This window comes from Meiothermus sp. (assembly GCF_026004115.1).
Lineage (GTDB): Bacteria > Deinococcota > Deinococci > Deinococcales > Thermaceae > Meiothermus.
This window is the reverse complement of record NZ_BPIM01000001.1, coordinates 1,188,799-1,215,107: the sequence shown is the minus strand read 5'-3', so window position 1 is coordinate 1,215,107 and position 26,309 is coordinate 1,188,799. Positions and strand designations below refer to the sequence as shown.

General features: G+C 61.8%; 26 protein-coding genes and 1 CRISPR repeat array. Of the genes, 19 read left to right on the top strand and 7 right to left on the bottom strand.

The window, feature by feature from the left end; translation table 11 throughout:
- Positions 1 to 164 precede the first annotated feature (164 nt).
- The 13 genes from Q0X23_RS05795 to cas2e all read left to right on the top strand — a co-directional run bounded on the left by Q0X23_RS05795 (position 165) and on the right by cas2e (position 13,244).
- Positions 165 to 620, top strand: a complete 456-nt coding sequence (locus Q0X23_RS05795; RefSeq protein ID WP_297859421.1) for an HPP family protein — start codon at positions 165 to 167, stop codon at positions 618 to 620.
- On the top strand, positions 620 to 1,786 hold the full coding sequence (locus Q0X23_RS05790; protein ID WP_297859420.1) for a cation:proton antiporter: 1,167 nt from the start codon (positions 620 to 622) through the stop codon (positions 1,784 to 1,786). Before Q0X23_RS05795 ends, Q0X23_RS05790 begins: the two co-directional genes overlap by 1 nt.
- A gap of 61 nt (positions 1,787 to 1,847) precedes the next feature.
- The gene (locus Q0X23_RS05785; protein WP_297859419.1) at positions 1,848 to 2,774 is read left to right on the top strand and encodes a C40 family peptidase; all 927 of its coding nucleotides are present in this window, start codon (positions 1,848 to 1,850) and stop codon (positions 2,772 to 2,774) included.
- Positions 2,775 to 3,081: 307 nt separating this feature from the next.
- Positions 3,082 to 4,080, top strand: a complete 999-nt coding sequence (locus Q0X23_RS05780; protein WP_297859418.1) for a YafY family protein — start codon at positions 3,082 to 3,084, stop codon at positions 4,078 to 4,080.
- A 28-nt stretch (positions 4,081 to 4,108) separates the two neighbouring features.
- Positions 4,109 to 6,826, top strand: coding sequence for a CRISPR-associated helicase Cas3' (gene cas3 / locus Q0X23_RS05775; RefSeq protein WP_297859417.1), 2,718 nt, complete (start codon positions 4,109 to 4,111; stop codon positions 6,824 to 6,826).
- Between the two features lie 221 nt (positions 6,827 to 7,047).
- Entirely contained in the window at positions 7,048 to 7,224 is a 177-nt protein-coding gene (locus tag Q0X23_RS05770; protein ID WP_297859416.1) for a hypothetical protein, read from the top strand.
- 53 nt (positions 7,225 to 7,277) lie between these two features.
- On the top strand, positions 7,278 to 8,825 hold the full coding sequence (casA, locus tag Q0X23_RS05765; protein ID WP_297859415.1) for a type I-E CRISPR-associated protein Cse1/CasA: 1,548 nt from the start codon (positions 7,278 to 7,280) through the stop codon (positions 8,823 to 8,825).
- Positions 8,806 to 9,405 carry a type I-E CRISPR-associated protein Cse2/CasB gene (gene casB, locus Q0X23_RS05760; RefSeq protein WP_297859414.1) on the top strand — a complete coding sequence of 200 codons (600 nt, stop codon included), beginning with the start codon at positions 8,806 to 8,808 and terminating at the stop codon, positions 9,403 to 9,405. The genes casA and casB overlap by 20 nt, the downstream gene beginning before the upstream one ends.
- The gene (cas7e, locus tag Q0X23_RS05755) at positions 9,402 to 10,568 is read left to right on the top strand and encodes a type I-E CRISPR-associated protein Cas7/Cse4/CasC (protein ID WP_297859413.1); all 1,167 of its coding nucleotides are present in this window, start codon (positions 9,402 to 9,404) and stop codon (positions 10,566 to 10,568) included. Before casB ends, cas7e begins: the two co-directional genes overlap by 4 nt.
- Position 10,569: 1 nt before the next feature.
- Positions 10,570 to 11,265, top strand: coding sequence for a type I-E CRISPR-associated protein Cas5/CasD (gene cas5e, locus Q0X23_RS05750; RefSeq protein ID WP_297859412.1), 696 nt, complete (start codon positions 10,570 to 10,572; stop codon positions 11,263 to 11,265).
- Positions 11,240 to 11,884 (top strand): type I-E CRISPR-associated protein Cas6/Cse3/CasE, encoded by a 645-nt coding sequence (gene cas6e / locus Q0X23_RS05745; RefSeq protein ID WP_297859411.1) that lies wholly within the window; start codon positions 11,240 to 11,242, stop codon positions 11,882 to 11,884. The genes cas5e and cas6e overlap by 26 nt, the downstream gene beginning before the upstream one ends.
- Positions 11,885 to 11,900: 16 nt before the next feature.
- Complete coding sequence (gene cas1e, locus Q0X23_RS05740; RefSeq protein ID WP_297859410.1) at positions 11,901 to 12,848, top strand: type I-E CRISPR-associated endonuclease Cas1e; 948 nt, start codon at positions 11,901 to 11,903, stop codon at positions 12,846 to 12,848.
- Between the two features lie 3 nt (positions 12,849 to 12,851).
- Positions 12,852 to 13,244 (top strand): type I-E CRISPR-associated endoribonuclease Cas2e, encoded by a 393-nt coding sequence (gene cas2e, locus Q0X23_RS05735; RefSeq protein ID WP_297859409.1) that lies wholly within the window; start codon positions 12,852 to 12,854, stop codon positions 13,242 to 13,244.
- A 20-nt stretch (positions 13,245 to 13,264) separates the two neighbouring features.
- Positions 13,265 to 17,199: a CRISPR direct-repeat array (repeat unit 29 nt; unit sequence GTATTCCCCACACACGCGGGGATGAACCG).
- 6 nt (positions 17,200 to 17,205) lie between these two features.
- Here the strand turns inward: cas2e and Q0X23_RS05730 are convergent.
- The 3 genes from Q0X23_RS05730 to Q0X23_RS05720 all read right to left on the bottom strand — a co-directional run bounded on the left by Q0X23_RS05730 (position 17,206) and on the right by Q0X23_RS05720 (position 18,809).
- The gene (locus Q0X23_RS05730) at positions 17,206 to 17,622 is read right to left on the bottom strand and encodes a hypothetical protein (RefSeq protein ID WP_297859408.1); all 417 of its coding nucleotides are present in this window, start codon (positions 17,620 to 17,622) and stop codon (positions 17,206 to 17,208) included.
- 59 nt (positions 17,623 to 17,681) lie between these two features.
- Positions 17,682 to 17,864, bottom strand: a complete 183-nt coding sequence (locus Q0X23_RS05725; protein WP_297859407.1) for a hypothetical protein — start codon at positions 17,862 to 17,864, stop codon at positions 17,682 to 17,684.
- A 99-nt stretch (positions 17,865 to 17,963) separates the two neighbouring features.
- Complete coding sequence (locus Q0X23_RS05720; RefSeq protein ID WP_297859406.1) at positions 17,964 to 18,809, bottom strand: hypothetical protein; 846 nt, start codon at positions 18,807 to 18,809, stop codon at positions 17,964 to 17,966.
- 347 nt (positions 18,810 to 19,156) lie between these two features.
- Here Q0X23_RS05720 and Q0X23_RS05715 point away from each other — a divergent pair, with 347 nt between their 5' ends.
- Complete coding sequence (locus tag Q0X23_RS05715) at positions 19,157 to 20,320, top strand: aminotransferase class I/II-fold pyridoxal phosphate-dependent enzyme (RefSeq protein ID WP_297859405.1); 1,164 nt, start codon at positions 19,157 to 19,159, stop codon at positions 20,318 to 20,320.
- Here Q0X23_RS05715 and meaB read toward each other — a convergent pair.
- The 4 genes from meaB to Q0X23_RS05695 form a co-directional block, all read right to left on the bottom strand.
- Positions 20,317 to 21,243 (bottom strand): methylmalonyl Co-A mutase-associated GTPase MeaB, encoded by a 927-nt coding sequence (meaB, locus tag Q0X23_RS05710; RefSeq protein ID WP_297859404.1) that lies wholly within the window; start codon positions 21,241 to 21,243, stop codon positions 20,317 to 20,319. The genes Q0X23_RS05715 and meaB overlap by 4 nt on opposite strands.
- Before the next feature lie 39 nt (positions 21,244 to 21,282).
- Positions 21,283 to 21,660: a RidA family protein gene (locus Q0X23_RS05705; RefSeq protein WP_297859403.1), complete on the bottom strand. Its 378-nt coding sequence runs from the start codon at positions 21,658 to 21,660 to the stop codon at positions 21,283 to 21,285.
- Positions 21,661 to 21,830: 170 nt separating this feature from the next.
- Entirely contained in the window at positions 21,831 to 22,292 is a 462-nt protein-coding gene (locus Q0X23_RS05700) for a hypothetical protein (RefSeq protein ID WP_297859402.1), read from the bottom strand.
- 279 nt (positions 22,293 to 22,571) lie between these two features.
- Positions 22,572 to 23,159: a GNAT family N-acetyltransferase gene (locus Q0X23_RS05695; protein ID WP_297859401.1), complete on the bottom strand. Its 588-nt coding sequence runs from the start codon at positions 23,157 to 23,159 to the stop codon at positions 22,572 to 22,574.
- Between the two features lie 112 nt (positions 23,160 to 23,271).
- On the opposite strand from Q0X23_RS05695, the gene Q0X23_RS05690 reads away from it, so the two are divergent.
- The 5 genes from Q0X23_RS05690 (at position 23,272) to Q0X23_RS05670 (ending at position 26,294) form a co-directional block, all read left to right on the top strand.
- The gene (locus Q0X23_RS05690; protein ID WP_297859400.1) at positions 23,272 to 23,958 is read left to right on the top strand and encodes a sulfurtransferase; all 687 of its coding nucleotides are present in this window, start codon (positions 23,272 to 23,274) and stop codon (positions 23,956 to 23,958) included.
- A 31-nt stretch (positions 23,959 to 23,989) separates the two neighbouring features.
- Positions 23,990 to 24,604 carry an MBL fold metallo-hydrolase gene (locus Q0X23_RS05685; RefSeq protein ID WP_297859399.1) on the top strand — a complete coding sequence of 205 codons (615 nt, stop codon included), beginning with the start codon at positions 23,990 to 23,992 and terminating at the stop codon, positions 24,602 to 24,604.
- Positions 24,605 to 24,666: 62 nt separating this feature from the next.
- On the top strand, positions 24,667 to 25,401 hold the full coding sequence (locus tag Q0X23_RS05680; protein ID WP_297859398.1) for a zinc ribbon domain-containing protein: 735 nt from the start codon (positions 24,667 to 24,669) through the stop codon (positions 25,399 to 25,401).
- 11 nt (positions 25,402 to 25,412) lie between these two features.
- On the top strand, positions 25,413 to 25,904 hold the full coding sequence (locus Q0X23_RS05675) for an 8-oxo-dGTP diphosphatase (protein ID WP_297859397.1): 492 nt from the start codon (positions 25,413 to 25,415) through the stop codon (positions 25,902 to 25,904).
- A gap of 111 nt (positions 25,905 to 26,015) precedes the next feature.
- Positions 26,016 to 26,294, top strand: coding sequence for a DUF4160 domain-containing protein (locus tag Q0X23_RS05670; RefSeq protein WP_297859396.1), 279 nt, complete (start codon positions 26,016 to 26,018; stop codon positions 26,292 to 26,294).
- The last annotated feature ends 15 nt before the right edge of the window (positions 26,295 to 26,309 follow it).

Sequence of the window (26,309 nt, the reverse complement as noted above, 5' to 3'; positions counted from 1 at the left end):
ACAAACCTCCTTTTTGCTACGGCCAAGTAAACTTGGCTCCGTCTCCTACGCTACGCAGCCAAAGTGAGGGCTCAACTTAGCCAGCCCATAAGCGGAATTGGGAACTTTATCACCCATTTCATGTTTGGGACTTTCGCCTGGGCCCCATTGGGTACAATCCCCCCATGCAGGTCAAAAATCTGATGGGGTCGCGCCCCTATACGGTGCACAAAAATGAAACCCTGTATGTGGCTGCCGAGCGGATGCTCGAGCACCGCCTGGGGGGCTTGCCGGTGGTGGACGATGGGGGAGCGGTGGTGGGGCTGCTCGAGATCGACCAGATGCTACCCGAGCCGCAAAAAGTGCCCTTTTCTGATGTGGAGGCCCTGCGCTTTCTGGACGAGTGGGTAGACCCCGGCTCCTTCGACCGGCTGGTGGAGCGCTACAAGAACACCCCCGTGCACCGCCTGATGCGAACCGAGGTGGCTGCGGTAGGCCCCGACGACCCCATTGAGAAAGCCCTGGGCCTGATGCTGCAAGACCGGCAGTACCGGCGGGTCTTGGTGGTAGACGAGCAGCGGCAACTGCTGGGCACCCTGACCCGCTCCGACTTCTTGCGCTTGTTTGTGCGGGGGCACTGATGCACGGCATGGGGCATCTGGTCGAGGTTTTTTTTCTCCTGCTGGCCGCGCAGCTGGTGGGCTGGTTGTTTGCAAGGCTCAAGCAGCCGGTGGTGATCGGCGAGGTGCTGGCGGGTTTGCTGGTGGGGCCTGCTTTACTGGGCCTGGTGCACGACGGTGAAATTCTGGAGTTCCTGGCCGAACTGGGGGCCATTTTCCTGCTCTTTATGGTGGGCCTCGAGACCCGCCTGCGCGACATTCTGGCGGTGGGCAAGGAGGCCTTTTTGGTAGCGGTGCTGGGGGTGTTGTTTCCCTTTGTGGGGGGGTATTTCTTTGGCCTTAGCATTGGCTTGGCCCAACTCCCGGCGCTGTTTTTGGGTACGGCCCTGGTAGCGACCAGCGTGGGCATTACTGCCCGGGTGCTGCTGGAGCTGGGCGTGCTTTCGCGCAACTACAGCCGCATTATTTTGGGGGCGGCGGTAATCGACGATGTGCTGGGCCTGATTGTGCTGGCGGTGGTGAACGGGGTGGCCCAGAGCGGCACCTTCGAGCTGGCGGTGGCGCTGCGCATCACCCTGCTCTCGGTGTTGTTTGTGGGCGGGGCCATGCTGCTGGTGCCCTGGCTACGGCGAGTCTCGCTGCCCCGCTTCACCCTGGGCAATCCCTTCGGCTTTGCCCTGCTGGTGGGGGTGGGGCTGGCGGCGCTGGCGGCCACCATTGGCCTGGCCCCCATTGTGGGGGCCTTCCTGGCCGGAATGCTCCTGGCTGAGGTGCGCGAAGAGCTGGCCATAGAGGAGCACGTCCGGGTGGTGGGGCAGTTTTTGACCCCCATTTTTTTTGCCATGGTGGGGGTGCGCCTGGAACTGACCGCCTTGCTCAGTGCCAAGGTCTGGCTGGTGGGCAGCGGGGTTTTGCTGATTGCCCTGGTGGGCAAGCTTTTGGGGGGGTTTCTGGGGGCCTGGAGCCAGGGCTTTCGCCGGGCGGTGGTGGTGGGGGTGGGGATGGCCCCCCGGGGAGAGGTGGGCCTGATTGTGGCTGCGCTGGGCCTGGCCGCCGGAGCGGTGAACGAGGAAGAGTATGCCCTGGTGCTGTTCATGGTGGTGGGCACGACCTTGCTGGCCCCACTCTTTTTGCGGCCCGCCATTGCCTGGGCCGAACGCGCTCAGGCTTCCGGGGGTTCCCCATGAAAGCCGAATAATGGCTACATGAACGTGAAAATATGGCAACCGGGCGTATACTCACTTTGATATGCGCCCAATTGCTATATTGCCCTGGCTTATTGCGATGGCGCTGGCCCAGAGCGTGCCGACCTATACGGTGCAGCGCGGCGATACCCTGTTCTCCATTGCCAGACGCCACGATACCACCGTGGAAATTCTGATGCGGCTCAACGGCCTGAGCGAGGCCACCCTGAGCGTGGGGCAGGTGCTGCAACTGCCGCCCCGGGTGGTACAGCACACTGTGCAGCGCGGCGATACGCTGTTTTCCATTGCCCGGCGCTATGGCTCCACGGTGCAGGCCATCCAGCAAGAAAACAGCCTCGAGGGCACCGCCTTATCGCTGGGGCAGGTGCTTCGGATTCCCCAGGTGAGCGTAGCGGCCCCCAGCAACCCTCCTGCCAATCCCTCTGCATCCAGCCCGTCCCCTGCCAACCCCAATCCTGCCCCTCCCGCAGGCTCCTCGGCCAATCTGGTGGGCTCGAGCCCACTTCCGAGCCCCACCCCACCCCAACCCGCCCCCGAACCGGCCCCGCAGCCCCAGCCCAGCCCGCCCGCCGACACCGACTACGACCCCACCCATCCCCTCATCCTGGTGGTGCTCAAATACCTGGGGCTGCCCTATGTGTTTGGGGCCAACTCCGACCGCGCGGTGGACTGCTCGGCTTTCGTGCAGCAGGTTTTTGCCGAGGTGGGCATCAAGGTGCCCCGCACCAGCCGCGACCAATGGGGTGCTTTCAGCACGGTGCAAGGGGCCATGCGCCAGGGCGATCTGGTGTTTTTCAGCTTTGGGGGCCGCCAGATCGACCATGTGGGCATCTACCTGGGCCGGGGCGTGTTTGCCCATGCCAACAGCTACGGCAGCCGGGTGGTGATTGAAAGCCTGGACAGCCCCTACTACAAGCGGGTCTACCGGGGGGCTAAGCGGGTGGAGGCGTTGTCGGCCCAGCAGCCTTGAGGGCTTGCCGGTAGAAACCGCTCCATGTGAGACGCCCAGCCTTGAGGGAGGGGTTGGGCCTATTCGCGTCAAGAATAGTCGTGCTTGAGCCGGATACTGTGGGGTATGGAAAATGAACCTTGCTTTCCCCGCCCTATTGCTAGCATTGAAAAAAGCCCGGAGATAAACCATAGATGCCTGCTGCGTGTATTCGGATATGACTATGCTTCCATCAATAGAGTTGAGCAGCATACAAAGCAAAGACCTGAAATGGACGACCGCTGGGCATTGCCTGCTACGCTGATACGCGAGGCCATATGGAGGCCATATGAGGGATGAACCTCGCCGGGAGCGTGCCCACCACAAAAAGTCTTTGCGTTTGATGGAGGCTCGAGACCTGCTTTCGACCAGGCCCCACACGGCCCAGGAGCTGGCCAAAACGCTGGGGGTGGATAAACGGACGGCTTTACGTCTGCTCGAGGATCTGCAAGCCATCGAGGTGGCCAAAAAGGGTCGTTCGCCGCAGTATCAGTTGCTGCAAAGCCAGGAGCTGAGCCCGGTGGAAGCCCTGGTTACCCACAGCGCCTTGCGGATGCTCTACCACCACACCCCCGGCTACGAGCCCACCTACCTTTCGGCCCTCAAGAAACTGGCCCGGCGGCTGCCCTCGCCGGCCCAAGAGCTGGCCCTCAAAAGCACCGAAGACCTCGAGCACCGCACCCTGCAACACCAGGACGAGGGGCTTGCCATGGCCACGCTGGCCGAGGCCTGGTTCAAACGCCAGCCGATTGCGTTCGACTACCTGAAGCCCGGCGGCCCAGGCAGGCCGGGTCAGAACCTGCTCGAGGTCTACTTTCTGGAGATTGCCCGCACCAACCTGGGCATGTACGTCATCGGCTATGAACGCAACCGCCGGGCCCTGCGCACCTACAAGCTGAGCCGGATGCGCCGCGTGCGGCTGGTAGGGGAACCAGGGGCCTACACCATCCCCAACGATTTTGACCCCCGACACTACCTCTCCAATGCCTGGGGGGTGGTCGGGAGCAGCGGCGGCGTGCCGGTGGAAGTCCGGCTGCGCTTCCGCCCCGAGGCCGCCTACCGCATCCTGGAAGGCGGCTATCCCAACCTGCATATTGCCTCGAGGCTTCCGGGTGGGGGCCTCGAGGTTTGTATTACCGTGGGCACCGATAACCACAACTTTCCCCTCGAGCTGCTTTCCTGGGTGCAGAGCTGGGGGGCGCGGGTGGAGGTGCTGGGGCCGGAGGGCCTCAGGAGAAGGTGGCTCGAGGAAGCGCGGCAGGTGGCGGCGATGTGCGACAGGAAATGACGCGAAGGAGCGATACGGTAAGGTGATTATGCTTTTGGAAAAGGCAAAAGCCCTATGGGCGAAAAGTGACAGGGAGAAGAACGACGGCTCCTGGCATCCGCTCATTGCTCATTTGCTTGACGTAGCGGCCAGCGCCGAGGCGATTCTCGAGCGTGAGCCCCCAAAGACCCTCGAGCTGTACGCCCGGGATCTGAATCTCGAGCCCCAGCAAGCCAAAGCCTGGATCTGCGCCCTGGCGGGGTTGCACGACATCGGCAAGGCCAGCCCGGCCTTCCAGCAGAAGTGGCTCGAGGGTAAGGAGCGGGTCCGGGCCGCAGGGTTGACCTGGAATGTTGACCCTACCCTCCCACCGAATGACGTTTCCCACAGCGTGATCAGTGAGGAAGTACTGCCAGGACTTCTCGAGGGGCGAGGTTGGGTAAGCAGGGCCGCCAAAAACGTCGCTGCTGCGGTGGGCGCGCACCATGGTTTTCGGGCCACACAGAATGACCTCAAAGATGTGACCAGCAGGGAAAAAGGCAAAGGGGTCTGGGACGAGGTACGCCAGGAACTGTTCGAAGCGGTACTCGAGGTGCTCGAGGTAGGGAATGCCCCCAAGGTCTCTATCTACAAGGGTGCGGCCTTCGAACGCCTGGCGGGCCTGACCAGCTTCGCCGACTGGATCGGCTCCAGCCTCGACTTCCACCCGCTCGGGGACGACCTGACCGAGTATTACCAGGAAGCTAAAAAGCGGGCCGCACAAAAGCTCGATAGCGTGGGCTGGTTCAAGCGGGAAACCCTGATGCCCGAGCCGCAAACCCTGGAAGCGGTGTTTGCCTACCTGGGCAAACCCGACCAGCCGTTCAGGGCTCGCCCGTTGCAAGCCGTGCTCGAGCGGTTATTGGAAGGGATCGACACCCCCGCCCTGTTCCTGGTCGAGGCCCCAATGGGTGAGGGCAAGACCGAAGCCGCGCTCTATGCCCATTTGCGATTGCAAGCGGCCAACGGGCACCGGGGGATGTACATTGCTTTGCCCACCCAGGCCACCGGCAACCTGATGTTCGAGCGGGCCAAGGCGTTCCTGGGCCGCTATGGAAAGTCCCGCAGGCTCGACCTGCAACTCCTGCACGGGGCCAGCGAGCTGGTAGAGGCGTACCAGAAGATACGCGTGCGCCCCAACACACCCGAAGGAGGAGAGGAAGGGGTAAAGGCCCAGGTCTGGTTCTCCCACCGCAAGCGCGGCCTGCTCTCGGAGTATGCGGTGGGGACGGTGGATCAGGCGCTCTTGAGTATTCTGCCCACCAAGCACCAGTTCGTCCGGCTGTGGGGGCTGGGCAACCGGGTGGTGGTGCTGGACGAGGTGCATGCCTACGACACCTACACCAGCGGCCTGATTGAGACCCTGGTGCGCTGGCTCTGGGCGTTGGGTTCATCGGTCGTGCTGATGAGCGCGACGCTGCCCAAGGCCAAGCGGGAGGCTTTGCTCAAGGCGTTCGGGGCAGGTGAGATACCCAAAGCGGAAGACAAACCCTACCCGCGCATTACCCGCGTCGTAAAGGGCGACGCTAAACCCGCCGTGGAAACCTTTGAGGCGAGGAAACAGCCCACGCTGGTGCTGAGGGCCTTGCCGCTTGACCTCGAGGCCCTCGCCGGGAAAGCGCTCGAGCAGGCCCGGTCGGGCGGCTGCGTAGCCTGCATCGTCAACGCCGTGCAGCGGGCGCAGGACTTGTACCAGGCGTTGGTGGGCAAGGCGGATGGGGTAGAGGTTCACCTGTTCCATGCCCGCTACCCCCTCGAGGAGCGCTTAGAGCGCGAGAAGGCCGTCCTCGCCAAGTTTGGCAAACAGGGCCAGCGTCCTCAGAAAGCCATCCTGGTCGCTACCCAGGTGGTCGAGCAATCCCTCGACCTCGACTTCGACGTGATGTTCACCGACTTGGCTCCGGTGGATCTGGTGCTGCAACGCGCCGGGCGGCTGCACCGTCACGAGCGTGACCCCAAGGAGCGCCACGCCCACACCAAGCCAGTGCTGTGGGTAGCGGGCTTAGAGGAGGAGGGCGTGCCGGATTTTGGTTCTGCCGAACGAATTTACGAGCGCTACGTTCTGCTGCGAAGCTGGCTCGCGCTGCGGAGCCGCACCCACATTGACCTCCCGGGCGACATAGATCCTCTTGTGCAGAAGGTGTACAGCGAGCCGCCGCTCCAGGGGCTTTCAGAAGAGTGGAAGACGGCCCTCGAGCAGGCCCAGACCCGCATGGAGCAAAGGAATGCGCGAGACCAGGACGAGGCAGCCTACGCCCCGTTTGGTGAACCCTGTGAGACCGACTGGCTCGATCCCCCGACCTTCCCCAAGCTCCCCCCCAAGCTCCCCGACGACGACCCCAACCCCGACGACGACCCCAGCCTGCTCAAAACCCGCAAGGGTCGCCCCAGCGTTACGGTGGTATTGCTGCACAAGGTAGGGGGAAGGCTCTGCCTGGATGCAGGCGGGCAGCAACCGGTCAGCCTGGCCGCCAAGCTCGAGCTGGCCGAGGCTAAGTGTGTGTTTGCCCGCTCGGTCAAGCTCAGCCGCCATGAGCTTATCAACGACGACTTCGCCGCGCTTGAAGCCCACCGCAAGAGCCAGGGCCTAGCCGCCAAGGTCTGGAGCGAAACCCCACTGCTGGCCCACGCCCACCTGGTGGTGCTCGAGGGGGGAAGGGCCGTGCTGGGGGAACTCGAGCTCGAGCTTCACCCCGAGCTTGGGGTGGTTTATAGGAGTGCGCTATGATAGATAGCGTTCCTCGCCCAAGCGGGGATGAACCGTTGGTAGGACAAAGGGTTACAACATCCCCACATTCGTGGGGCTTATTGCTAAAACGTAAGTTGGTAGTACAGAGGGTTAGGGAGATTGACAATCAAACCATTTTCTGCTTTAATGCCCTAAAACCGAGGAACCTCGCCCGCCGCCAAGCAAAGAGAGGTTCCTCGGTGAGTCAGGAGGTGTGCTCCGTGCTCTATGGCATTTTAGCAGACGACGAGCTTGTAAATTTGGTGATGGATGCAGCACATGCTGCAAACGTTTCCAACACCGAAAAATTCAGGGCCGAGCTCGAGCTGAGGTTGGCCGAGCACAGGCTGCAGGAGCAATATGGCTCCCTTGATGAGTGGGACTGCGATACCTCGTGAGGGATGTGTTTCCCGTCTTAAGCCATCGCTATCCAAATCAAGGGAGGTGAGTTTTGCCCACGTTCAACCTAATAACCCAGCCCTGGATTCCCGTTAGGGAGGGAAACCAGCTAAAGGAGGTGAGCCTCGAGCAAACCCTGCTCGAAGCCCGTCGGTTCGAGCGTATCGAAGATCCCAGTCCGCTCGTGACCGTAGCGCTACATCGCTTACTCGAGGCTATTTTGCACCGGGCGCTGCAAGGCCCAGTGGATTCCTACGAGGCGGCAGAATGGTTCGAGAACAACTTCGACGCAGGGAAGATCCGGGCTTATCTGGACAGGTACCACGACCGTTTCGACCTGTTCCACCCTAAGAAGCCCTTATTCCAGGTGCCCGACTTCACCCTCGAGCGCTCCTGCCGCTCCTGGACGGTGCTGGCCCCCGAGCTCAACTCCGACAACAACAAGGTTTTGTTCGACCACACCGTCACCTCGAGGCCCCGCCCCCTGTACCCCGCCGAGGCTGCCCGATTGCTGGTGGCCAACCAGACCTTTGCCCTTTCGGCGGGCAAGAGCGTGCTTTGCCACACCGCTACCGCGCCCGTGGCAACGGCAGCATTGGCCCTCATGCTGGGCGAGAACCTCCACGAGACGCTATGCTTGAACCTCGTCAGCTATCCCAAAAGCGAGTACGAGCGCGATTTTGCCACCTGGGAGCAGGAGCCGCTGCGGGTGTCCAACCTGCAAAACTGCGAGGCCGCCAGGGCCACCCCCAAGGGCATCGTCCACCGCTACACCTGGCTCTCGCGCGCGGTGCGCCTCGAGCCCGAAACAGAAAACGGCCAGACCGTGGTGCGCTGGATCGCCTACGCCTCGGGGATTCGCTACGAGGAAGCCGCGGTACGCCCCGACCCCATGGTGGCCTTCCGCCCCGACCCCAAAGACCCCTCCAAGCAGTATCCGCTCGGCTTTCGCGAGGGCCGGGCGCTGTGGCGGGACTTCGCCTCGTTGCTGCCTAAACCCGGCTCTGAACGGAGCTTAGGCGTGGTGGATCACGCCCGCAACGTCTACAGGGCGCTGGGTACTCGGTTTAAAGGACGGGGCATTCCGGTAATGGTCGCGGGCCAGGCCAACGACCAGGCCAAGATTGAGCTATGGCGGGGTGAGGTCTACCGTCTGCCCGAGGCCATCCTGAGCGATCAGGACATCTGGCGCTTTGTGGAGCAGAACCTGGAGCGAGCCGAAGAAATGGGAGGGGCTTTGAATGGGGCGGCTCGAGTCCTGGCTAAAGAGCTTCTGACCCTGGGAGATCGGCAGCCGCACAAGGACGACGTGAACAAGCTGGTGCAGAGCTTTCCCCACCAAGTTGCCTACTGGTCGGCGCTCGAGGGCCATTTCGCCGACTGGATCGTGCGGCTGGGCCCCGATTTCGAAGAGCAGCAAGCCCGGCTCGAGCAGGACTGGCTAAAGATCCTCCGGCGGGAAGCCTTGCGGGCATGGAAGCTCACAATTTTAGCCGCCGGGGACGATGCCAGAGCGTTGCGGGCCATTCACAAGAGCGAAGGTATCCTGCTGGCCCATATCTACGGAAGGGAGGTAGCAGGTGCAAAAGGAAATAACTAAGGAACAAGCCTTTGTACTCCACTTACGCCGTCGCAGCGAACCCGCCGACCTGGCGCGGATGCGCCGCGCCCTGGGCGATCCAGGCCAGGAAGTAATCCCTGTGGTCGAGGGGTTCTTGGGCCGCATTCAGGACGAGCGGGAAGACCGCTGGGAGCGGATGGTCTATTACCTGGTGGCCGGGTTGTGGGCTAATACGGTGTCTTCATCGGAGCTGGAGCAGTTCCGCAAAAATCCCGAGGAAGAACCTGAAGTGAGCCAGAGCGAAGAGAGTGACGTGAGTAAAGGCTACCGCCGCACGCTGGGCCACGCCATCGCCCAGCTTTACCTCGAGCGCGGCCAGTCCAAAAGCATCGAGCAGCGCTTCATCGCCTTGCTCGATGCCGACGAGGAACAGCTCCCGTACCGGATACGCCAGATGGTACGGCTGCTCAAGAGCGAGGAAGGCATCCCCATCTACTGGTCGGAACTCTTGCGCGACCTCTTGGCCTGGAACCATGAGCGCAGGCCGGTGCAGCAGAAGTGGGCCAGGGCTTTTTACCGCACTGTGGCAAAAGAAACCGAAGGAGGAGAGGAAGAATGAAACACCTGCTCGAGATCCACATCCTGCAAAACTTCGCCCCCAGTAACCTCAACCGCGACGACACCGGTTCTCCCAAGGACGCCATTTTTGGCGGGGTGCGCCGGGGGCGCATCAGCAGCCAGTGCCTCAAGCGGGCCGCGCGGGAGTATGTGCGCGATCACCCGGGCGGCCTCCCCCAGGAGGCGATGGCTCTGCGCACCAAGCGATTGGTGCAAACGTTGGTAGAACAGCTTAAGGCCAAGGGCCGGAGCGAGGAGGAGGCTCGGCAGAAAGTAGAGCAAGCCCTGGGCGGTATGGGCCTGAAGGTTGATGCAGAGGGCAAAACCCAGTACCTGCTGTTCTTGGGCCAGCAAGAGGTGGCCAAAATCGCCGACCTCATAGACCGTCACTGGGACGGCCTGGTGGCACCCCAAGCCGAGGAAGAGGGAGGTAAAAAGAAAGCCAAAGACGCTAAGAAAGCTGGCAGGGAAGCCGTCCCTGACGAGATCAAAAAAGCTTTGGGCAGTGTGCTGGATGGGGGCAAGGCCCTCGATGTGGCGCTCTTTGGCCGCATGCTGGCCGATTTGCCTGAGAAGAACCAGGACGCCGCCTGTCAGGTGGCCCATGCCATCTCCACCCACGCCGTGGAGCGCGAGTTCGACTTCTACACCGCCGTGGATGACCTCAAGCCCGACGACAATGCCGGGGCCGACATGCTGGGCACGGTGGAGTTCAACTCGGCCTGCTTCTATCGCTATGCAGCCATAGACCTCGAGAAGCTCCGTGAGAACCTCCAGGGCGATGCCGAGCTGATGCTTAGGGGCCTCGAGGCTTTCCTCAGGGCCATGGTCAAGGCCAAGCCCAGCGGAAAGCAAAACTCCTTCGCCGCCCACAACGACCCGGAGTATGTCGTTTTCACCGTGCGCCAGGAGGCCGACCCGCGCAACCTGGCCAACGCCTTTGAGAAGCCGATTCGTCCTAACAAGGAGAAGAGCCTCACCGAGGCCTCGCTGGAGCAGCTCGAGGCCAAGTGGCAGAAACTCTCCGAGGCCTACGACCAAAACGGGGAGGCCTGGGTACTCAACCTGACCGAGGCAAAAAGCCAAATCGGCACATCTGCTAAAAACCTGGGCGAACTCATAACAAAGGCGCTGGAAAAGGTCAGGGCCAACATGGGGGTCTGACATGCCCACCCTACTGCTACGCCTGGCAGGCCCCATGCAGTCCTGGGGCACCAAGAGCCGCTTCGACGAGCGGGACACCGATCTTTCGCCCTCCAAAAGCGGGGTGATCGGTCTGCTGTGCGCCGCGATGGGCATAGACCGTGAGAAGCGCGAGCCTGTACTGGAACTGGCGGATTTACTTATGGGTGTACGGGTGGATCAGCCGGGCGTGCTGCGCTACGACTACCAGACCGCCCAGAACGTGATCGCTGCCGATGAGTCCAAGGTGCACCCCACCACCATCTCGAGGCGCTACTACTTGGCCGATGCCGTCTTCCTCGTGGGGTTGGAAGGAAAGGATTGGAGGCTGCTCAAGCGCGCTCACCAGGCGCTCAAAAACCCGGTTTGGCCGCTTTTCCTCGGAAGAAAAGGCTATGTGCCAAGCCCTGGCGTATTCCTGCCCGATGGCTTGCGGGACGAGCCCTTGCGAGAAGCTTTGAAGTACGAATTCCTCGGGCGTGATTGGCCCAAGGACGAGGAAGGAAAAGACCTCGAGTCGGCCAGACTGCCCGTGATGCTCGAAAATCGGGACTCGAGCGAAGGCTCACTGCGCATGGATCAGCCACTCGGCTCATTTGCTGAGCGCCGCTTTGGGGCCCGCTTCGTGGTTTCGGATTTTGTGGAGGTGGAGCGTGTACCTGAGCCGACTCCAGCTTGATCCCCGCTCCAAGCAAGCCCGCACCGACCTCGCCAACCCCTACCAGCTCCACGCCACCCTGTGCTGGGCCTTCCGTAAGGCTGAGCGACCCGCCGAGGGCGAGAGCGAAGAGCGTGGGAGAACCGTCGAGCCGTTTCTCTGGCGCTTGGAAGCGGGTAAAACCCCGATTGTGCTGGTTCAGAGCGCAGGACGACCTAACTGGGACAAACTCAATGAGCGGTTTCCTGGCTACTTTCAAAGCTTGCCCGAGTATAAGCCCCTACTCCTCGAGCACCTCCAACCCGCCCAAACCCTGCGCTTCCGACTCAAGGCCAACCCCACCGTCACCAAGCAGGGCAAGCGCCACGGTCTTAAGGGGGTCGAGGAGCAACTCGAGTGGCTCTCCCGGCAGGGCGAGAAGGGCGGCTTTGCCGTCTTGGGCGCGATGGTGGCCCAGAGCGAGCGCGTGAAGATGGTCAAGCACTCGGGTGGCCCGCCCATTGTGGTGCAGTCGGTGCTGTACGAGGGCTACCTAAAGATCGCCGACCTCGAGGTGTTCAAGCGCACGCTTGCTACCGGCCTCGGTCACGCCAAGGCCCTAGGGTTTGGCCTGCTCTCCATCGCAAAGGTTTCTCGCTAGGAGATGAGGGGAAGACATGAAATACGAAACCCGCAATCTACAAGAACTTCCCAAGTTCCGCGACGGGCTTTCGTACATCTACCTCGAGCATGGCCGCCTCGAGCAGCAAGACCAGGCCGTAGCCTACTACAGCCAAGAAGGGGTGGTGGCCATACCGGCTGCCGCGCTGGGGGTGCTGCTGCTGGGCCCCGGCACCTCCATCACCCATGCCGCCATTCGTCAGCTTGCCAACAACGGCTGTTCGGTGTTCTGGGTGGGTGAGGAGATGGTGCGCTTTTATGCCAGTGGCATGGGTGAAACCCGTTCCAGTGCCAACCTGATGCGCCAAGCGCAAGCCTGGGCCGACCCAGAGGCGCACCTGGAAGTGGTCAAGCGCATGTACCGGATGCGCTTTCCCGAAGGACTGCCGCCCGACCTTACCCTGGAACAAATTCGGGGCCGAGAGGGGGTACGGATGCGTGATAGCTACGCTCGCTGGAGCCGCGAGACCGGGGTGGAGTGGAAGGGCCGCAACTACAACCGGGGGAACTGGGCTGCCGCCGACCCCATCAACCGCGCCCTCTCGGCGGGGGCCGCCTGCCTGTACGGGATTGCCCACGCCGCCATCGTCTCGGCGGGGTACAGCCCGGCCCTCGGGTTCATCCACACCGGCAAGCAGCTTTCCTTCGTCTACGATGTGGCCGACCTCTACAAGGCCGAAACCCTGATCCCAACTGCTTTTAAGGTAGTAGCCGAATCGGAGTTCGGCGTAGAGAGGCGGGTGCGCCAGGCCCTGCGCGACCAGCTCCGGGAGGTCAAGCTGTTGGAGCGCATCGTCTCAGATTTACACTCTTTGTTCGATGCCCTGGAAATCCTCGATCCCTATGCCGAAGATGCCTCGGCCCCCGGTGAGCTATGGGATGTGGACGGTACGGTTCCTGGTGGGGTGGCCTATGGCGAACTCGAGCCAGACGACCCCAACTAAACTATGGTCGTGATTGTGCTGGAAAATGTACCCAAGCGTCTGCGCGGCGAGCTATCGCGCTGGATGCTGGAAGTGAGCAGCGGTGTTTTTGTGGGCAGCATGTCGGCATTGGTGCGGGATCTGCTGTGGGAGAAGTGCAAAGAGAAAAAGACCGTAGGGCGTTGTTGCCTGATGTACCGTACCAGCAACGAGCAAGGTTTTACGATCCGAACCCATGGCGACGCCACCCGCACCCTGGTAGACTTTGATGGCATCACGCTGGTCGCTGTGCAAAACGCCGAATGGCAGCGCATGCATGCCAAACGGAAAAAGTCTAAGGCGACCGAGAACCTTGAAAAAGAAAATCCCAACCCATCAGCTCGGGATTTCGACACTTCAGACGGGGTAAGCGGCTGAATTTGCTGTTAGAATCAAGTGTATTCCCCACACACGCGGGGATGAACCGGCCAGCCGATTCACGTCGTTGCGGTAACGCACGTATTCCCCACACACGCGGGGATGAACCGAAATACTTCTCGATGATGGGGTACGGCATTATGTATTCCCCACACACGCGGGGATGAACCGCCCTCCAGCGTTCGTTCGGGCTTTCCGAGCGGGTATTCCCCACACACGCGGGGATGAACCGTGCATGGACGGGACTGGGTATTCCATGCCCAGGTATTCCCCACACACGCGGGGATGAACCGTGGGTGGATCAACGCTACTGGGACGACGTAGTAGTATTCCCCACACACGCGGGGATGAACCGCGCTCAAAGCAGGCTGGGGCGCTGCGATGAGCGTATTCCCCACACACGCGGGGATGAACCGAAGTGGATTTCTGGGGCACCGTATCCGCAGGCGTATTCCCCACACACGCGGGGATGAACCGGATGACTGGGTGTCGTACACGCACCACACATCGTATTCCCCACACACGCGGGGATGAACCGGCGACGACCAGCGAGGCGTCCAGAGGGTTGTCGTATTCCCCACACACGCGGGGATGAACCGTAGCCGTGCCGTGTTGCTGTGTTGCCGTGCCGTATTCCCCACACACGCGGGGATGAACCGCTGTCCGCCGTAGCCCTCGGCGGGGTCGTGAAGTATTCCCCACACACGCGGGGATGAACCGCGGGGCGACCGCCCCAAGCATTTCTGCACAATGTATTCCCCACACACGCGGGGATGAACCGGAAGAGTATCCTAGAGGGATTACCGCCGGAGCGTATTCCCCACACACGCGGGGATGAACCGCGCGACGGGAAATTCCACGAGCAAACGTTTTAGTATTCCCCACACACGCGGGGATGAACCGATATGCTCGAGAGCGTGGCGCGCAAGCGCCAAAGTATTCCCCACACACGCGGGGATGAACCGCAATATTGAGGGCCAACGCGCTGAGCGTTGAAGTATTCCCCACACACGCGGGGATGAACCGCTACGGAGTTGCGCTGCACTGCGGCGTCTAGTGTATTCCCCACACACGCGGGGATGAACCGCCCACTACAACCCGGGCGATATCCCGCCCAGGGTATTCCCCACACACGCGGGGATGAACCGTTATTTATTGTCTTATCCAGAATCAATTCAAGGTATTCCCCACACACGCGGGGATGAACCGGAGGGAAAGTGCTAGCGGTCATCATCAGGTATAGTATTCCCCACACACGCGGGGATGAACCGCCGCAATACAAATATCGCACGCAGATATGACGTATTCCCCACACACGCGGGGATGAACCGCGGCAAGCGCAATGGCCAGACTGCTGTCTGGAGTATTCCCCACACACGCGGGGATGAACCGCGCGAAAACCCGCCACAGCCCGGCGACCAGGTAGTATTCCCCACACACGCGGGGATGAACCGTTGTTTTCGTTCGTAGGTCGTGTAATGTTTCAGTATTCCCCACACACGCGGGGATGAACCGCGGTCTGCCAGCCGCTCTAGCCCCTCCCGGCGTATTCCCCACACACGCGGGGATGAACCGAAACGACAGACACCCTAATAGGGTCAGGTGGCGTATTCCCCACACACGCGGGGATGAACCGTAGACGCCGTAGATGGTCTGGATAATCCAGCCGTATTCCCCACACACGCGGGGATGAACCGAAGGATTCCGTGCCGCTGCGTAACGTGCCGTAGTATTCCCCACACACGCGGGGATGAACCGAGGCCCTGTTGCCGTACATCATCCTGTTCCTGCGTATTCCCCACACACGCGGGGATGAACCGTTATCGGCATCACGGCACGGCGGCACGGCGGCGTATTCCCCACACACGCGGGGATGAACCGAAGGGCCGGGTGCGGAAGAAGGCCCGCTCCACGTATTCCCCACACACGCGGGGATGAACCGTATTGGGCATTCAAGAGAACGAGCACGACTACGTATTCCCCACACACGCGGGGATGAACCGAGGCCCTGTTGCCGTACATCATCCTGTTCCTGCGTATTCCCCACACACGCGGGGATGAACCGTTATCGGCATCACGGCACGGCGGCACGGCGGCGTATTCCCCACACACGCGGGGATGAACCGACGGCGAACCGGTGCTGGTTACGCCTGAATGGGTATTCCCCACACACGCGGGGATGAACCGAAAGCCCCCCTTCAAGCAGGGGGGATTGGAAGTATTCCCCACACACGCGGGGATGAACCGCCCCTATAGCCCCTAGGCTGGCCTATAGGCCCGTATTCCCCACACACGCGGGGATGAACCGAGGTGCCCTGGGGAGGGGTGCAATGTACCGTCGTATTCCCCACACACGCGGGGATGAACCGAAAGCCCCCCTTCAAGCAGGGGGGATTGGAAGTATTCCCCACACACGCGGGGATGAACCGCCCCTATAGCCCCTAGGCTGGCCTATAGGCCCGTATTCCCCACACACGCGGGGATGAACCGAGGTGCCCTGGGGAGGGGTGCAATGTACCGTCGTATTCCCCACACACGCGGGGATGAACCGAAAGCCCCCCTTCAAGCAGGGGGGATTGGAAGTATTCCCCACACACGCGGGGATGAACCGCGGGGGAAAGTACGCTTGTTGGTGCCGCCCATCGTATTCCCCACACACGCGGGGATGAACCGCAAAGCCTCGAGGTCCTCGCGGCGTACCAAATGTATTCCCCACACACGCGGGGATGAACCGACGGCAGCTACGTCGAGGTATGGCTTGACAACGTATTCCCCACACACGCGGGGATGAACCGCCCTGCACAAACTGAGATGGGCTGAACGCGGCGTATTCCCCACACACGCGGGGATGAACCGCATATTCCTGCTGTAACGCTTCGTAAGCAGCGTATTCCCCACACACGCGGGGATGAACCGGAGCTCACCGCCGACCAGGTGAGGGAGCACCTCGTATTCCCCACACACGCGGGGATGAACCGCCTGGTTTGAAGGTGGACGTCATCGGCCTGCCGTATTCCCCACACACGCGGGGATGAACCGACGACGCGCTAATGATATTGGCTATAGCTCAAGTATTCCCCACACACGCGGGGATGAACCGGCTCCCCTGACCCTGGGGGCTACATTGCTGGCGTATTCCCCACACACGCGGGGATGAACCTTTTTTGGCCAGCAATGGGAAGCTGGGGGCGGCGTATTCCCCACACACGCGGGGATGAACCGTTATTGCAAAGCCAGGAATATCCACGAAACTAGTATTCCCCACACACGCGGGGATGAACCGTGCGAACGCCGCCAGCGGCAGAACTATAGGGAGTATTCCCCACACACGCGGGGATGAACCAGGGGACCCGCGCAATCCTTTCCTGGCCCATCTCGTATTCCCCACACACGCGGGGATGAACCGCCCCTGCCGGTGGGGGCAGTGTTCGTCTCCCCGTATTCCCCACACACGCGGGGATGAACCGACCATTCCAGCCGAAAACCTCCTGGCTGTTCGTATTCCCCACACACGCGGGGATGAACCGCTACCACCTCCTGAGCAAGAAATCCTCCAGCCGTATTCCCCACACACGCGGGGATGAACCGTGATCCGGTCGGGGTCAGGGAGCAAATTGCGACGTATTCCCCACACACGCGGGGATGAACCGAGCGGCTCATCGTCTACCGGGACGACCTGCCGGTATTCCCCACACACGCGGGGATGAACCGATAACGTCGGTGATTTCTCGTCCCTGGATGCCGTATTCCCCACACACGCGGGGATGAACCGGGGGGCTTGGCGGCCCTGGGGTCGTACCTGGTGTATTCCCCACACACGCGGGGATGAACCGAGCCGTAGGCGAGAAAGCGACCGACCCCGAGTGTATTCCCCACACACGCGGGGATGAACTGCTATAACGCTATTTGAACGCGCAGCGGCTTCGGTATTCCACGCACACACGGGTTGAAGTGGTCAGCTCTACGTGCTCGAGAGCGGTAGTAGACCACGCTGTTGCGTCCGGCTACCCGTTGGGTGCGGCTCGAGCGGCACGAACTCCAGGCTAGCCCCGGTGATCCGGCCCGCTTCGACCAGAGCTCGAGTCTCCGGGTCGAGCACCTCCGCCTCCACCTCGAGCTGGGGAGTGAAATCCACCCGCCGGGCAAGACCGATAAACGGCTTGTCCCGGATGCCCCGGAGTTCCGGCAGGTTGTGCTGCAGGCTGATGGTGCGGTGCTGCCAGAAGCCGGGCAGCCAGTCCCGCATGAGGGCCTCAACGGTGATGGTGGTGCCGTACTCATCCACCACCGTGTCGTTGCTGGCCCGCACCAGCACGATGCCCTGGCGCAGTCGCCGCAGTTGGAGCGGGATGCGGTGGGTGAAAGAGCGAATGGGCAAAGAAAAATCCCCCTCGAGGTGCCCGGTGGGCCTTCCCCGAGGGGGATGTATTGAGTTAACTATAGCACAGCCTGCACCAACTGGTCGTGCCAGGCAGGGTCGGCTTCTTGCAGCAGCCAGTCACGAGCGCCGGGAGCGTCGCCACCTGCGGCCACAGCTTCACGGTTGATCCGACGGTACTCGGCTAACGTCCATTGGCCCAAGGTCTTCAACTGCTCGACCTCTGCGGCAAGCTGGCGCATCCGAACCCAATCGATTTTTGTTAGCGTACCAGCCATGTCAGTCTCCCGTGCCGATCATCCGGCGGATCTCCCTGATCAGATTATACCCCAGGGGGTCTTTCACCTGCAGTTCATCCCGCAAATAGACCAGGGCTGGTGCATAAAGTAAAGCCACGCCTTCCTCCCCCAACGGGGGAGGCTAGGTGGGGGCATAACACCCAGCCATCTCGCCTTGCTACGAGCATTTTTGCAACCCCAGGCGTCTGAAGCACCCCTGGCTGAGGTTTGTGAAGGTTCACGCACCGACCCTGGCAAATAGACATACGCGCAGTGCGTCTCGCAGAAGTATTCCTTCCAGTTCACGCTCGCCCGCCTCGACACATAATTAGCCTGGTTCCAAACCTTCCGGATTTTGTCCTCGAGCGCAGACCCCATCTGCCGCCCCAACACGGTCAAGATATGGTGGCCGGTCTCGTGGAGTAGGGAGATCTGTGCCGCGGCGTTGGGGTTATTCGCAATTGCGGAGACGGTGTGAAGTTCGCCCCAGGCCGGTTGCTGGCCAATGTCAGGGCGCTCCAGGCTGAGCCGAATGCTCGCGACGACCGGGTTATAGACCCCGTGGAACGAACCGGACTCGTCATAGAGGCTTTGCACGACCCGGATTTCCCCAAGGGGATTGTCTTTCAGCCAGTCGAGTAGTCCGGCCCGGCTCAGGCCGCGCAGGACCGTTTTGCGGTTGGCTTCTGAGGTAGCTCTCCACTGGCGGAAATGCACGCCCGCTTTGGGGCGCTCATACTCAAGCTGCCCGGTCAACGGTTCCTGCTCTACCATGACTCCAATAATCGTACACCGGCAGTTCACCACCTCCCCCGCCGGAGCCCCCAGGCTGCGGTCGCCGGGGTAGCGCAGCCTCGAGCCCGCCGGGGTGACGAAGGGCTCCCCGATAGGCACCGTCACCCCGTCCATGCGGCGATGTCAAACCGACTGCCTTATCGCGACCTTCACGGTCGTTATCGACCGCGAAAAAGAGAATGCGTCTGAGCCCAGACGCATGTTTTCGAGTTTCCGGGCGGCAGCTGTTCTGTCTGGGATTTTTAATTCTCGGGAGGCTCTTTTTATGTGAAGAGCGCTCTATTGGCAACCCTGACCCAGTTGTTGCGGGTGGTGAGCCAGCGCTTGCAAGAAATGCTACCCAAGCAAAAGACAACTCCCTACTCGGTTTGACTGGTGCGCTATGGGATGCTGCGAAACATTGGCCATGAACCTCGCGCTGGCGGTATGGGCTTGCATCTTGCGGTATGGTAGTGCCCAGTATGTTTCGCTCCCGTCGTACCCCCTTGGGTGGAGGGGTTTTCCTGGAGATGGACGCCGCCAAGGCCGAGGCCCGCGCCCGGGGCCTGGAGGTGATAGACCTCTCGATTGGGGCCTCCGACCTGCCGCCGCCGCCCGAAGCCCTGCAAGCCCTCAAACAGGCCATCGACGACCCCGCGACCTATGGCTACTGCCTCAAGTCGGGCACCTTGCCCTTCCTGGAGTCCGCTGCCGAATGGTACTTCCGGCGCTATGGGGTGCGCCTCGAGCCCCAGCAGGAGGCCCTCTGCCTGATTGGTTCGCAGGAGGGACTGGCCCACCTGCTCATGGCCGTGGCCGACCCCGGCGACGTACTGCTGATGTGCGACGTGGCCTACCCCTCCTACTTTGGGGCGGCCCGGGTGGCGGGCCTCGAGGCCTACCTGATGCCCCTGGGTGAGAATTTGCTGCCCAACCTGTGGGCCGTGCCGGAGGCAGTAGCCCGGCGGGCCAAGGCGGTGCTGCTCAACTACCCCAACAACCCCACCGCGGCCCTGGCCCCCGAGGAATTTTTTGTGGAGGCGCTGAAGTTCTGCCAGCACTACGACCTGCTGCTCATCCACGACAACCCCTACCTCGACCAGGCCCTAAAGCCCACCCCCTCACCCCTGGCCCTACCTGGGGGGCGGGAACGGGTGGTGGAGCTTTTTAGCTTTTCCAAGAGCTACCACCTGGCCGGGTTCCGGCTGGGCTTTGCCCTGGGCAACGCCCGGGCCATCGAGAGCCTGGAAGCCCTCAAAGCCCCCATTGATTTCAACCCGTACCTGGGCATCCAGCGCATGGGCATGGCGGCGCTGGCCATCCCCCCGGCGCGCTTGCAGGCCGATGCCCGGATCTGGGCCGGCCGGCGCAGCGCCATGGCGGCGGCCCTGGCCGAGCAGGGCTGGGAGGTTCCGCTACCGGAGGCCGGGATGTACCTCTGGGCCCGGCTGCCCCCAGGGCTGGCCCTGGACGATTTGCAGTTTGCCAAAGCGCTACTGGCCCAAACCGGTGTGGCCCTCTCGCCGGGACGGGCTTTTGGGCCGGGTGGGGTGGGCTACGTGCGTTTTGCGCTGGTACAGCCCGAGGTGGTGCTGCGCCAGGCTGCCCAGAAAATAGGGGCCTTTATTCGTAGCGCAGAGGGCTAGGTGCGGGTGCCCTCGAGCACGCCCAAAAGCTGCATGGCGGCTTCCTCGGGGGTAAGGTCGCCGTGGGCTACCCTGGCAATCAGCTCCTGGCCTTCACGGGTCTTGCGGCGGCCCCATTCCTGAATCACACTCTCGATTTCGAAGCGGGCCCGCTCGAGCCGGTCGGCCTCGAGCAGGTTGTGCTTTTGCAGGTGCTGGTAATGGGTCTCCAGGGCCTCGAACAGCTCGGGAATCCCCTCGGCTTTGGGGGCCACGGCGGTCAGGACGGGCGGCTTCCAGCCGGCGGGGCGCGGGGCGGCGAGCTCGAGGGTGGTCTTGAGCTCCTGCACAATGCGCTCCCCCCCGGGTAGGTCGAACTTGTTGACCACAAAAACATCGGCAATCTCCATCACCCCGGCCTTGAAGGCCTGTACGGCGTCGCCTGCAGCAGGGGTCAGAATGAGCACGGTGGTATCGGCTACGCGGGCAATATCCACCTCGCTCTGCCCCACCCCCACCGTCTCCACGAAGATGCGGTCAAAGCCAAACGCCTCCAGCAGGGCCAGGCTGGCCACCGTGGCACCCGCCAGCCCTCCTAGCGCCCCCCGGCTGGCCAGCGAGCGAATATATACGTTTTTATCCTGGTGGTGGCGCATCATGCGGATGCGGTCGCCCAGAATGGCCCCCCCGGTGAAGGGGCTGCTGGGGTCTACCGCCAGCACCGCCACCCGCTCGTCCCGCTTGCGGGCCTCCTCGATCAGCCGGTCGGTGAGGGTGCTTTTGCCTGCCCCGGGGCTGCCGGTGAGGCCCACCACCCGGGCGTGGCCGCGCCCGCGCAACTGGCGCAAGAGGGCCTGCCCTTCGGCATAGCCTGACTCCACTAAGGTGATGGCCCGGGCCAGAGCCCGCATGTCCTGGGCCAGAAAACGCTCGTAGAGGTTCATGGGTTCAGTCTATCGCGGTTCTAGCGCTGTAAGATTGGGCTAGAGAAGGGCGATGCAGGCTACTTCTACCCTGACATCGCGCGGCAGGCGGGCTACCTGCACGGTGGCGCGGGCCGGGAAGGGTTCTTTTACATACTCGGCATAAACTTTGTTGAAGACTGGAAAATCGTTCATGTCGGCCAGGTAGCAGGTGGTTTGTACTACTTTGGCCATGGAGCTTCCGGCGGCCTCGAGCACCGCGCCCAGGTTCTTCATCACCTGATGGGTCTGGGCCTCCACATCGCCCGTAACCAGATCACCGGAGGGGGTCAGGGGAATCTGACCCGAGCAAAACACCATGCCGTTTGCCACAATAGCTTGGCTGTAGGGGCCGATGGCCTGGGGTGCGTGGTTGGTCTGGACTTGTTTCTGGCTCATATCAACAGCTTATACCAAGCCCGGTTGATGGCTAATAGCTAGCCCAGGTTCTTATCTTTTGCTTGGAAGCATTGGTTATGCCAGATTCGGTTAGTTCGTCACCCTTCCGCCACGAATCAACCGAATCTGGTATTCGAGGTGTTTACAGGCTGCCAAGACCGGCCTCCGTTTTAGAAACCCTGGGTGGCCTGACGGGCCGGGGCAGGTTCTTGTACCAGGGTGGTTTTGGGCGGCCTGACCTCCAGGCCCAGGTAGGCCAGCGGGGTGTTGGACTCGAGGTCGGCGGCCATGACCAGATAATCTACTTCCTCCAGCGTCCATAGGTGAACCCCCTGGGCTTTAGCCAGCGCCCGAAACCGCGGGCTGTATTGTCCATTTAGGGCAATGAAGACAACCCCCTCGGCGCGATGGGTTTGCTGGGCAGTCAGTACAGTTTGCAAGGCGTCTTCGTGGGTGGGGGTCTGGGCTTCCACGTGGAGCAGGTAGCGCACCCCGGTAGGTGACTGGGCCAGGGCATAGCTCTGGTCGGGGGCTAGCGAGGCCACCCAGGAGGGGCACCGGTTCAAGAGACCTGCCACATAGCGCAAAAAACCCTTCAGATTGACACCGGGGGTAGCATCCGTAGGCTGCATAGGTATCCTTTGGCCAAAGATACTAGTACCAGGCGGTAGAAAAAAGTGAAATTTGTACTCATATAAGCCTTATAGCCCCTTTAGGGTGGGACTCATACATTTCTCAACAAGCCCAGGGTCCAGCCTGTGGATAACTCTGTGGATAACCCCCTGTTGTCTGTGGATAACCTTGTGGGTATCGGGGTGTTTCTCGTGGCGAGACGGTGGATTTTACAGATTCTAACGGAGTTCTGTACACGAGCGGAATTGTGAAACGATTGTCAGTTTATGCGCTTTGTATTAGAGCGCCTTGATCCAAAAAACCAGCGGCTTAGGGGTCTCCTGGGGCTGGCCCAGGTCTTGCCAAGCAAACTGACAAACCAGATCTGGGCGCTTGGAATATCCGCGCCGCTGCCAGAACGCATCCAGGGGTACGTAGTCGGAAGGCTTGAGGGGGTGGTTCGCCGGGCGTTCGACGGCACAAAAAGTGACCTGGCGGTAGCCGAGTTGCAGGGCCCGGGCCTCTCGGTGACGGAAAAAGGCCACCCCCAACCCCTGGCCGCGGTAGGCCGGTTCCAGCACCGACTCCCCAAAGTAGTACCAATCGGCTGGCTCGAGCCCCGCCTTCACGAAGGGTTCTTGAAACTCGGCCTCGGCCTGCGCCAGGGGCAAGGCCGTAGAGGCCCCCACCACCCGTTCGCCATCCCGCACCACCACCAGGGTGCTTTCTGGAAGGCCCAGAAACTTGGCCAGGTAGTGCTCTTCATACTCGAGGCTCCCCTCGTACAGATAAGGCCACGCCCTGAAGACCGCCATCCGCAGCCGGGCCAGCTCGGGAATGAAAGGGGCCACCTCGGCACCGGAAAGTACGTCCACAAGCAAGCTCATGGCTTTCAGGATACCAGCCCGATGGCCCGCAACCTGCATAACAAGCGGCAAACCGGGTTCTGTCAGGGGCGTTGGGCAAAGCTGCATAGGGCAGACCGGTACAATTGGGAATATGATTCTTTCCACCGACCCACCCGCCCATGCTTTGCTCATAGATAGCCGCTCGCCCGCCGAGTATGCCCGGGGGCACCTGGAGGGGGCCATCAACCTCGACCTTTCGGGCTTTCGCGGGCGCCTGCGCAGCGAAGAGGAGCTCCGGCAGCTCGAGCAGGCCCTGGCCGATCTCAACGGGCGCTTAGGGGCAGGCCCCCAGAGGCCGGTGGTGGTCTACGATGTGGGCTTCAGCACCCGCCTCACCAAGACCGCTTTCATGCTGGCCCTGGGCGGACTGGAGGTGCAGTTGTGGCCGCAGGGTTGGGAGGCCCGGGCCACCAGCCAAACCCCGGCCCAGCCCCAGGCGGGCGAACCCTGGGCCAGGCTCAAACGCGATATTCTCCTGACAGCCGACGAAATACTGACCCATCCGGATCAGCTTCTGCTCGACGTGCGCGAACCGCAAGAGTTCGCCATCGCCCACATTCCCGGCGCGAAAAACATTCCGCTGGGGGTCTTTGGGCTCGACAACGCCGAGGCCCTGGGACTTTATGCGGGCCAGGTGGTGGGGGTGCACTGCCGCAGCGGGGCCCGCAGCGCCAGCGCGTTCTGGCTGCTGCGGCAGCAGGGGGTACAGGCCCGCAACTACCTGGGCAGTATGCTCGAGTGGGAAGCCGAGGCCGACCTACCGGTGGAGCGGCCTTGATACGGGGGCTTTTGCCTGTAGGCTATGGGGCATGAAGGTATATGGTCTTAGCGTGGGCCCCTTACAAGAAAACACCTACTTGCTGGTGGGCGAGCGTGGACGGGGGGTCATTGTAGACCCTGGGGACGAGCCGGAGCGCATCCTGGCCGAAGTGCACCGGGTGGGCCTGCGCCCGGAGGCCATCCTGCTGACCCACGCCCATTTCGACCATGTGGGGGCGGTGGCGCCATTGGTGGAGGCTTTAGAGCTGCCGGTTTACCTGCATCCAGGCGACCTGGCCCTCTACCAGAACGCCGTGCAGAGCGCGGCCCGCTGGGGCCTGTCCATTCCCCAGCCGCCCGAGCCTGTCCTGCCCCTGGCCGAGGGGCAGGAACTGGATTTTGGTCTGGGCCTTTCGGTGCTGTTCCTGCCCGGTCATGCGCCGGGGCATGTGGGCTTTTACAGCCCCGGCTACCTGGTGAGCGGGGATGTGCTCTTTCGGGGTGGCATTGGCCGCTACGACCTGCCGGGCAGCGACCCCCAGGCCCTGTTTGCCTCGCTGCAAAAACTCACCCGGCTGCCCCCCCAGACGGTGGTCTACCCCGGTCATGGCCCCCGCACGACCCTGGCCGAGGAAATGGCCCATAATCCCTATCTTGTGGGCTAATTTTCTGCCTCGCATCCACCGCCCCTGACGCCAGGCGCAGTGGAGGGTGTTAGACTATACACGTGAGTGACCCGCTGGCCGAGTTGAACCGCCTACAGGAACGCGACCTCGAGCTTGACCAGATCCGCGAAGATCAATCCCGCATTCCCGAGGAGCTAACGCAGGCCCGTGTACACTTCAGGGCATTGGAGAATCAACTTACTGGCTTGCAAGACCAGTTGCGCGAAGTGCGCCTGGCCTACCACAAGGCCGACCTCGAGCTGCAAGATCTCAAAAGCAAGCGTGAAAAAGCCAAAGCGGCCCAGGCCCAGGCCACCGGGGCCAAGGAGCAAACCCAGTACGGCGAGCAGATTCGCCAGCTCTCGGGCCTGATCGAAGACCTCGAGGGCAGCAAAGACGTGGTGGGCCAGATGATGCCGCTGATGGAGCAGATGGACAAGCTGGAAGAAGAACTGGCCCAGGTCAAAACCCAGTTAGACGAAGCCAGGCCCAGGCTCGAGGCGCTGGAGGCCGCCAACCAGCAGCGGGTAAACGACCTCGAGGCCGCCTACCAGTCCAAAAAAGCCGACCGCGACCAACTGGCTGCCACCATTCCCGCGCCCATCGTCAAGGAGTACGAGTCCATCCGCAAGGCCCGCAAAGGTACGGGCCTGGCCAAAATGGCCAAAACCAGCAACGGCTATCGCTGTACGGCCTGCAACGTCCAGCTTCCCATGCACGTGGCCCAGCAAATCCACCAGGCCCAGAAGGTGGTGCGTTGTCCCTCCTGTGGGCGCATCTTGTGGAAAGGGGAGTAGGTTCAAAAGCTATGCCTTACACCCCTATCCTCGCCACCCTGGGTTTTGTGCTTTCGCCCGACGGCCAGCAGGTCTTGCTGGTTTACCGCAACGCCCGCCCCGACGATCCGGCTTTTGGCAAATACAACGGGCTGGGAGGTAAACTCGAGCCCACCGAGGATGTGGCCGCCGGCATGCGGCGGGAAATCCGGGAAGAAGCGGGCCTCGAGGCGCTCCAGCTTGTCTTGCGGGGAACCCTCTCCTGGCCGGGTTTCGGCAAAAACGGCGAGGACTGGTTTGGTTTCATTTTTGTGATTCCAGACTGGTCAGGAACCCCCCTCGAGTCTAATTCAGAGGGCCAACTCCACTGGATTCCCATGGAAAAAATACTGCGCCAAGAACTCCATATGTGGCCAGGTGACAAGCACTTTCTGCCCCTGGTGTTCGATGCCGATCCACGCCCTTTCCACGGGGTGATGCCTTACGCGGACGGCCAGCCGGTAGCATGGTCATTTAACCGTTGATATTCAGCCCTGCCGCCTCTCATCCTCACCCTCGTGAGCTATGGTAGAGTAACGTTACGTGGTTGCATTAAGTTATGGTTTTTTGTCACATTTGGGAGATAAGAGCATCGTATGATTACACTCCATCGGTCGGGTCAGTACCGCTTTTACGTCAACTCGGGCTACAACCTCGAGCAGCCCTATATTTGCGTCAAACACGAAGGGCACTTCGCCAAGTTCTTACTGCAGCCGCTGGCCTTGCAGTCCAACAACGGCTTTTCCCGTGCCGAACTGAGCCGCATCCAGCAAGCCATCCTGGATTCCCGCGACCAGCTTCTCAAATACTGGGCCAGCGCCAGGGGCAGCGAGGGTGAAAAGCCCAGTGGAGAGCTGCTGCTGCACCAGGAATAGCCAAAGAGCCGCCAA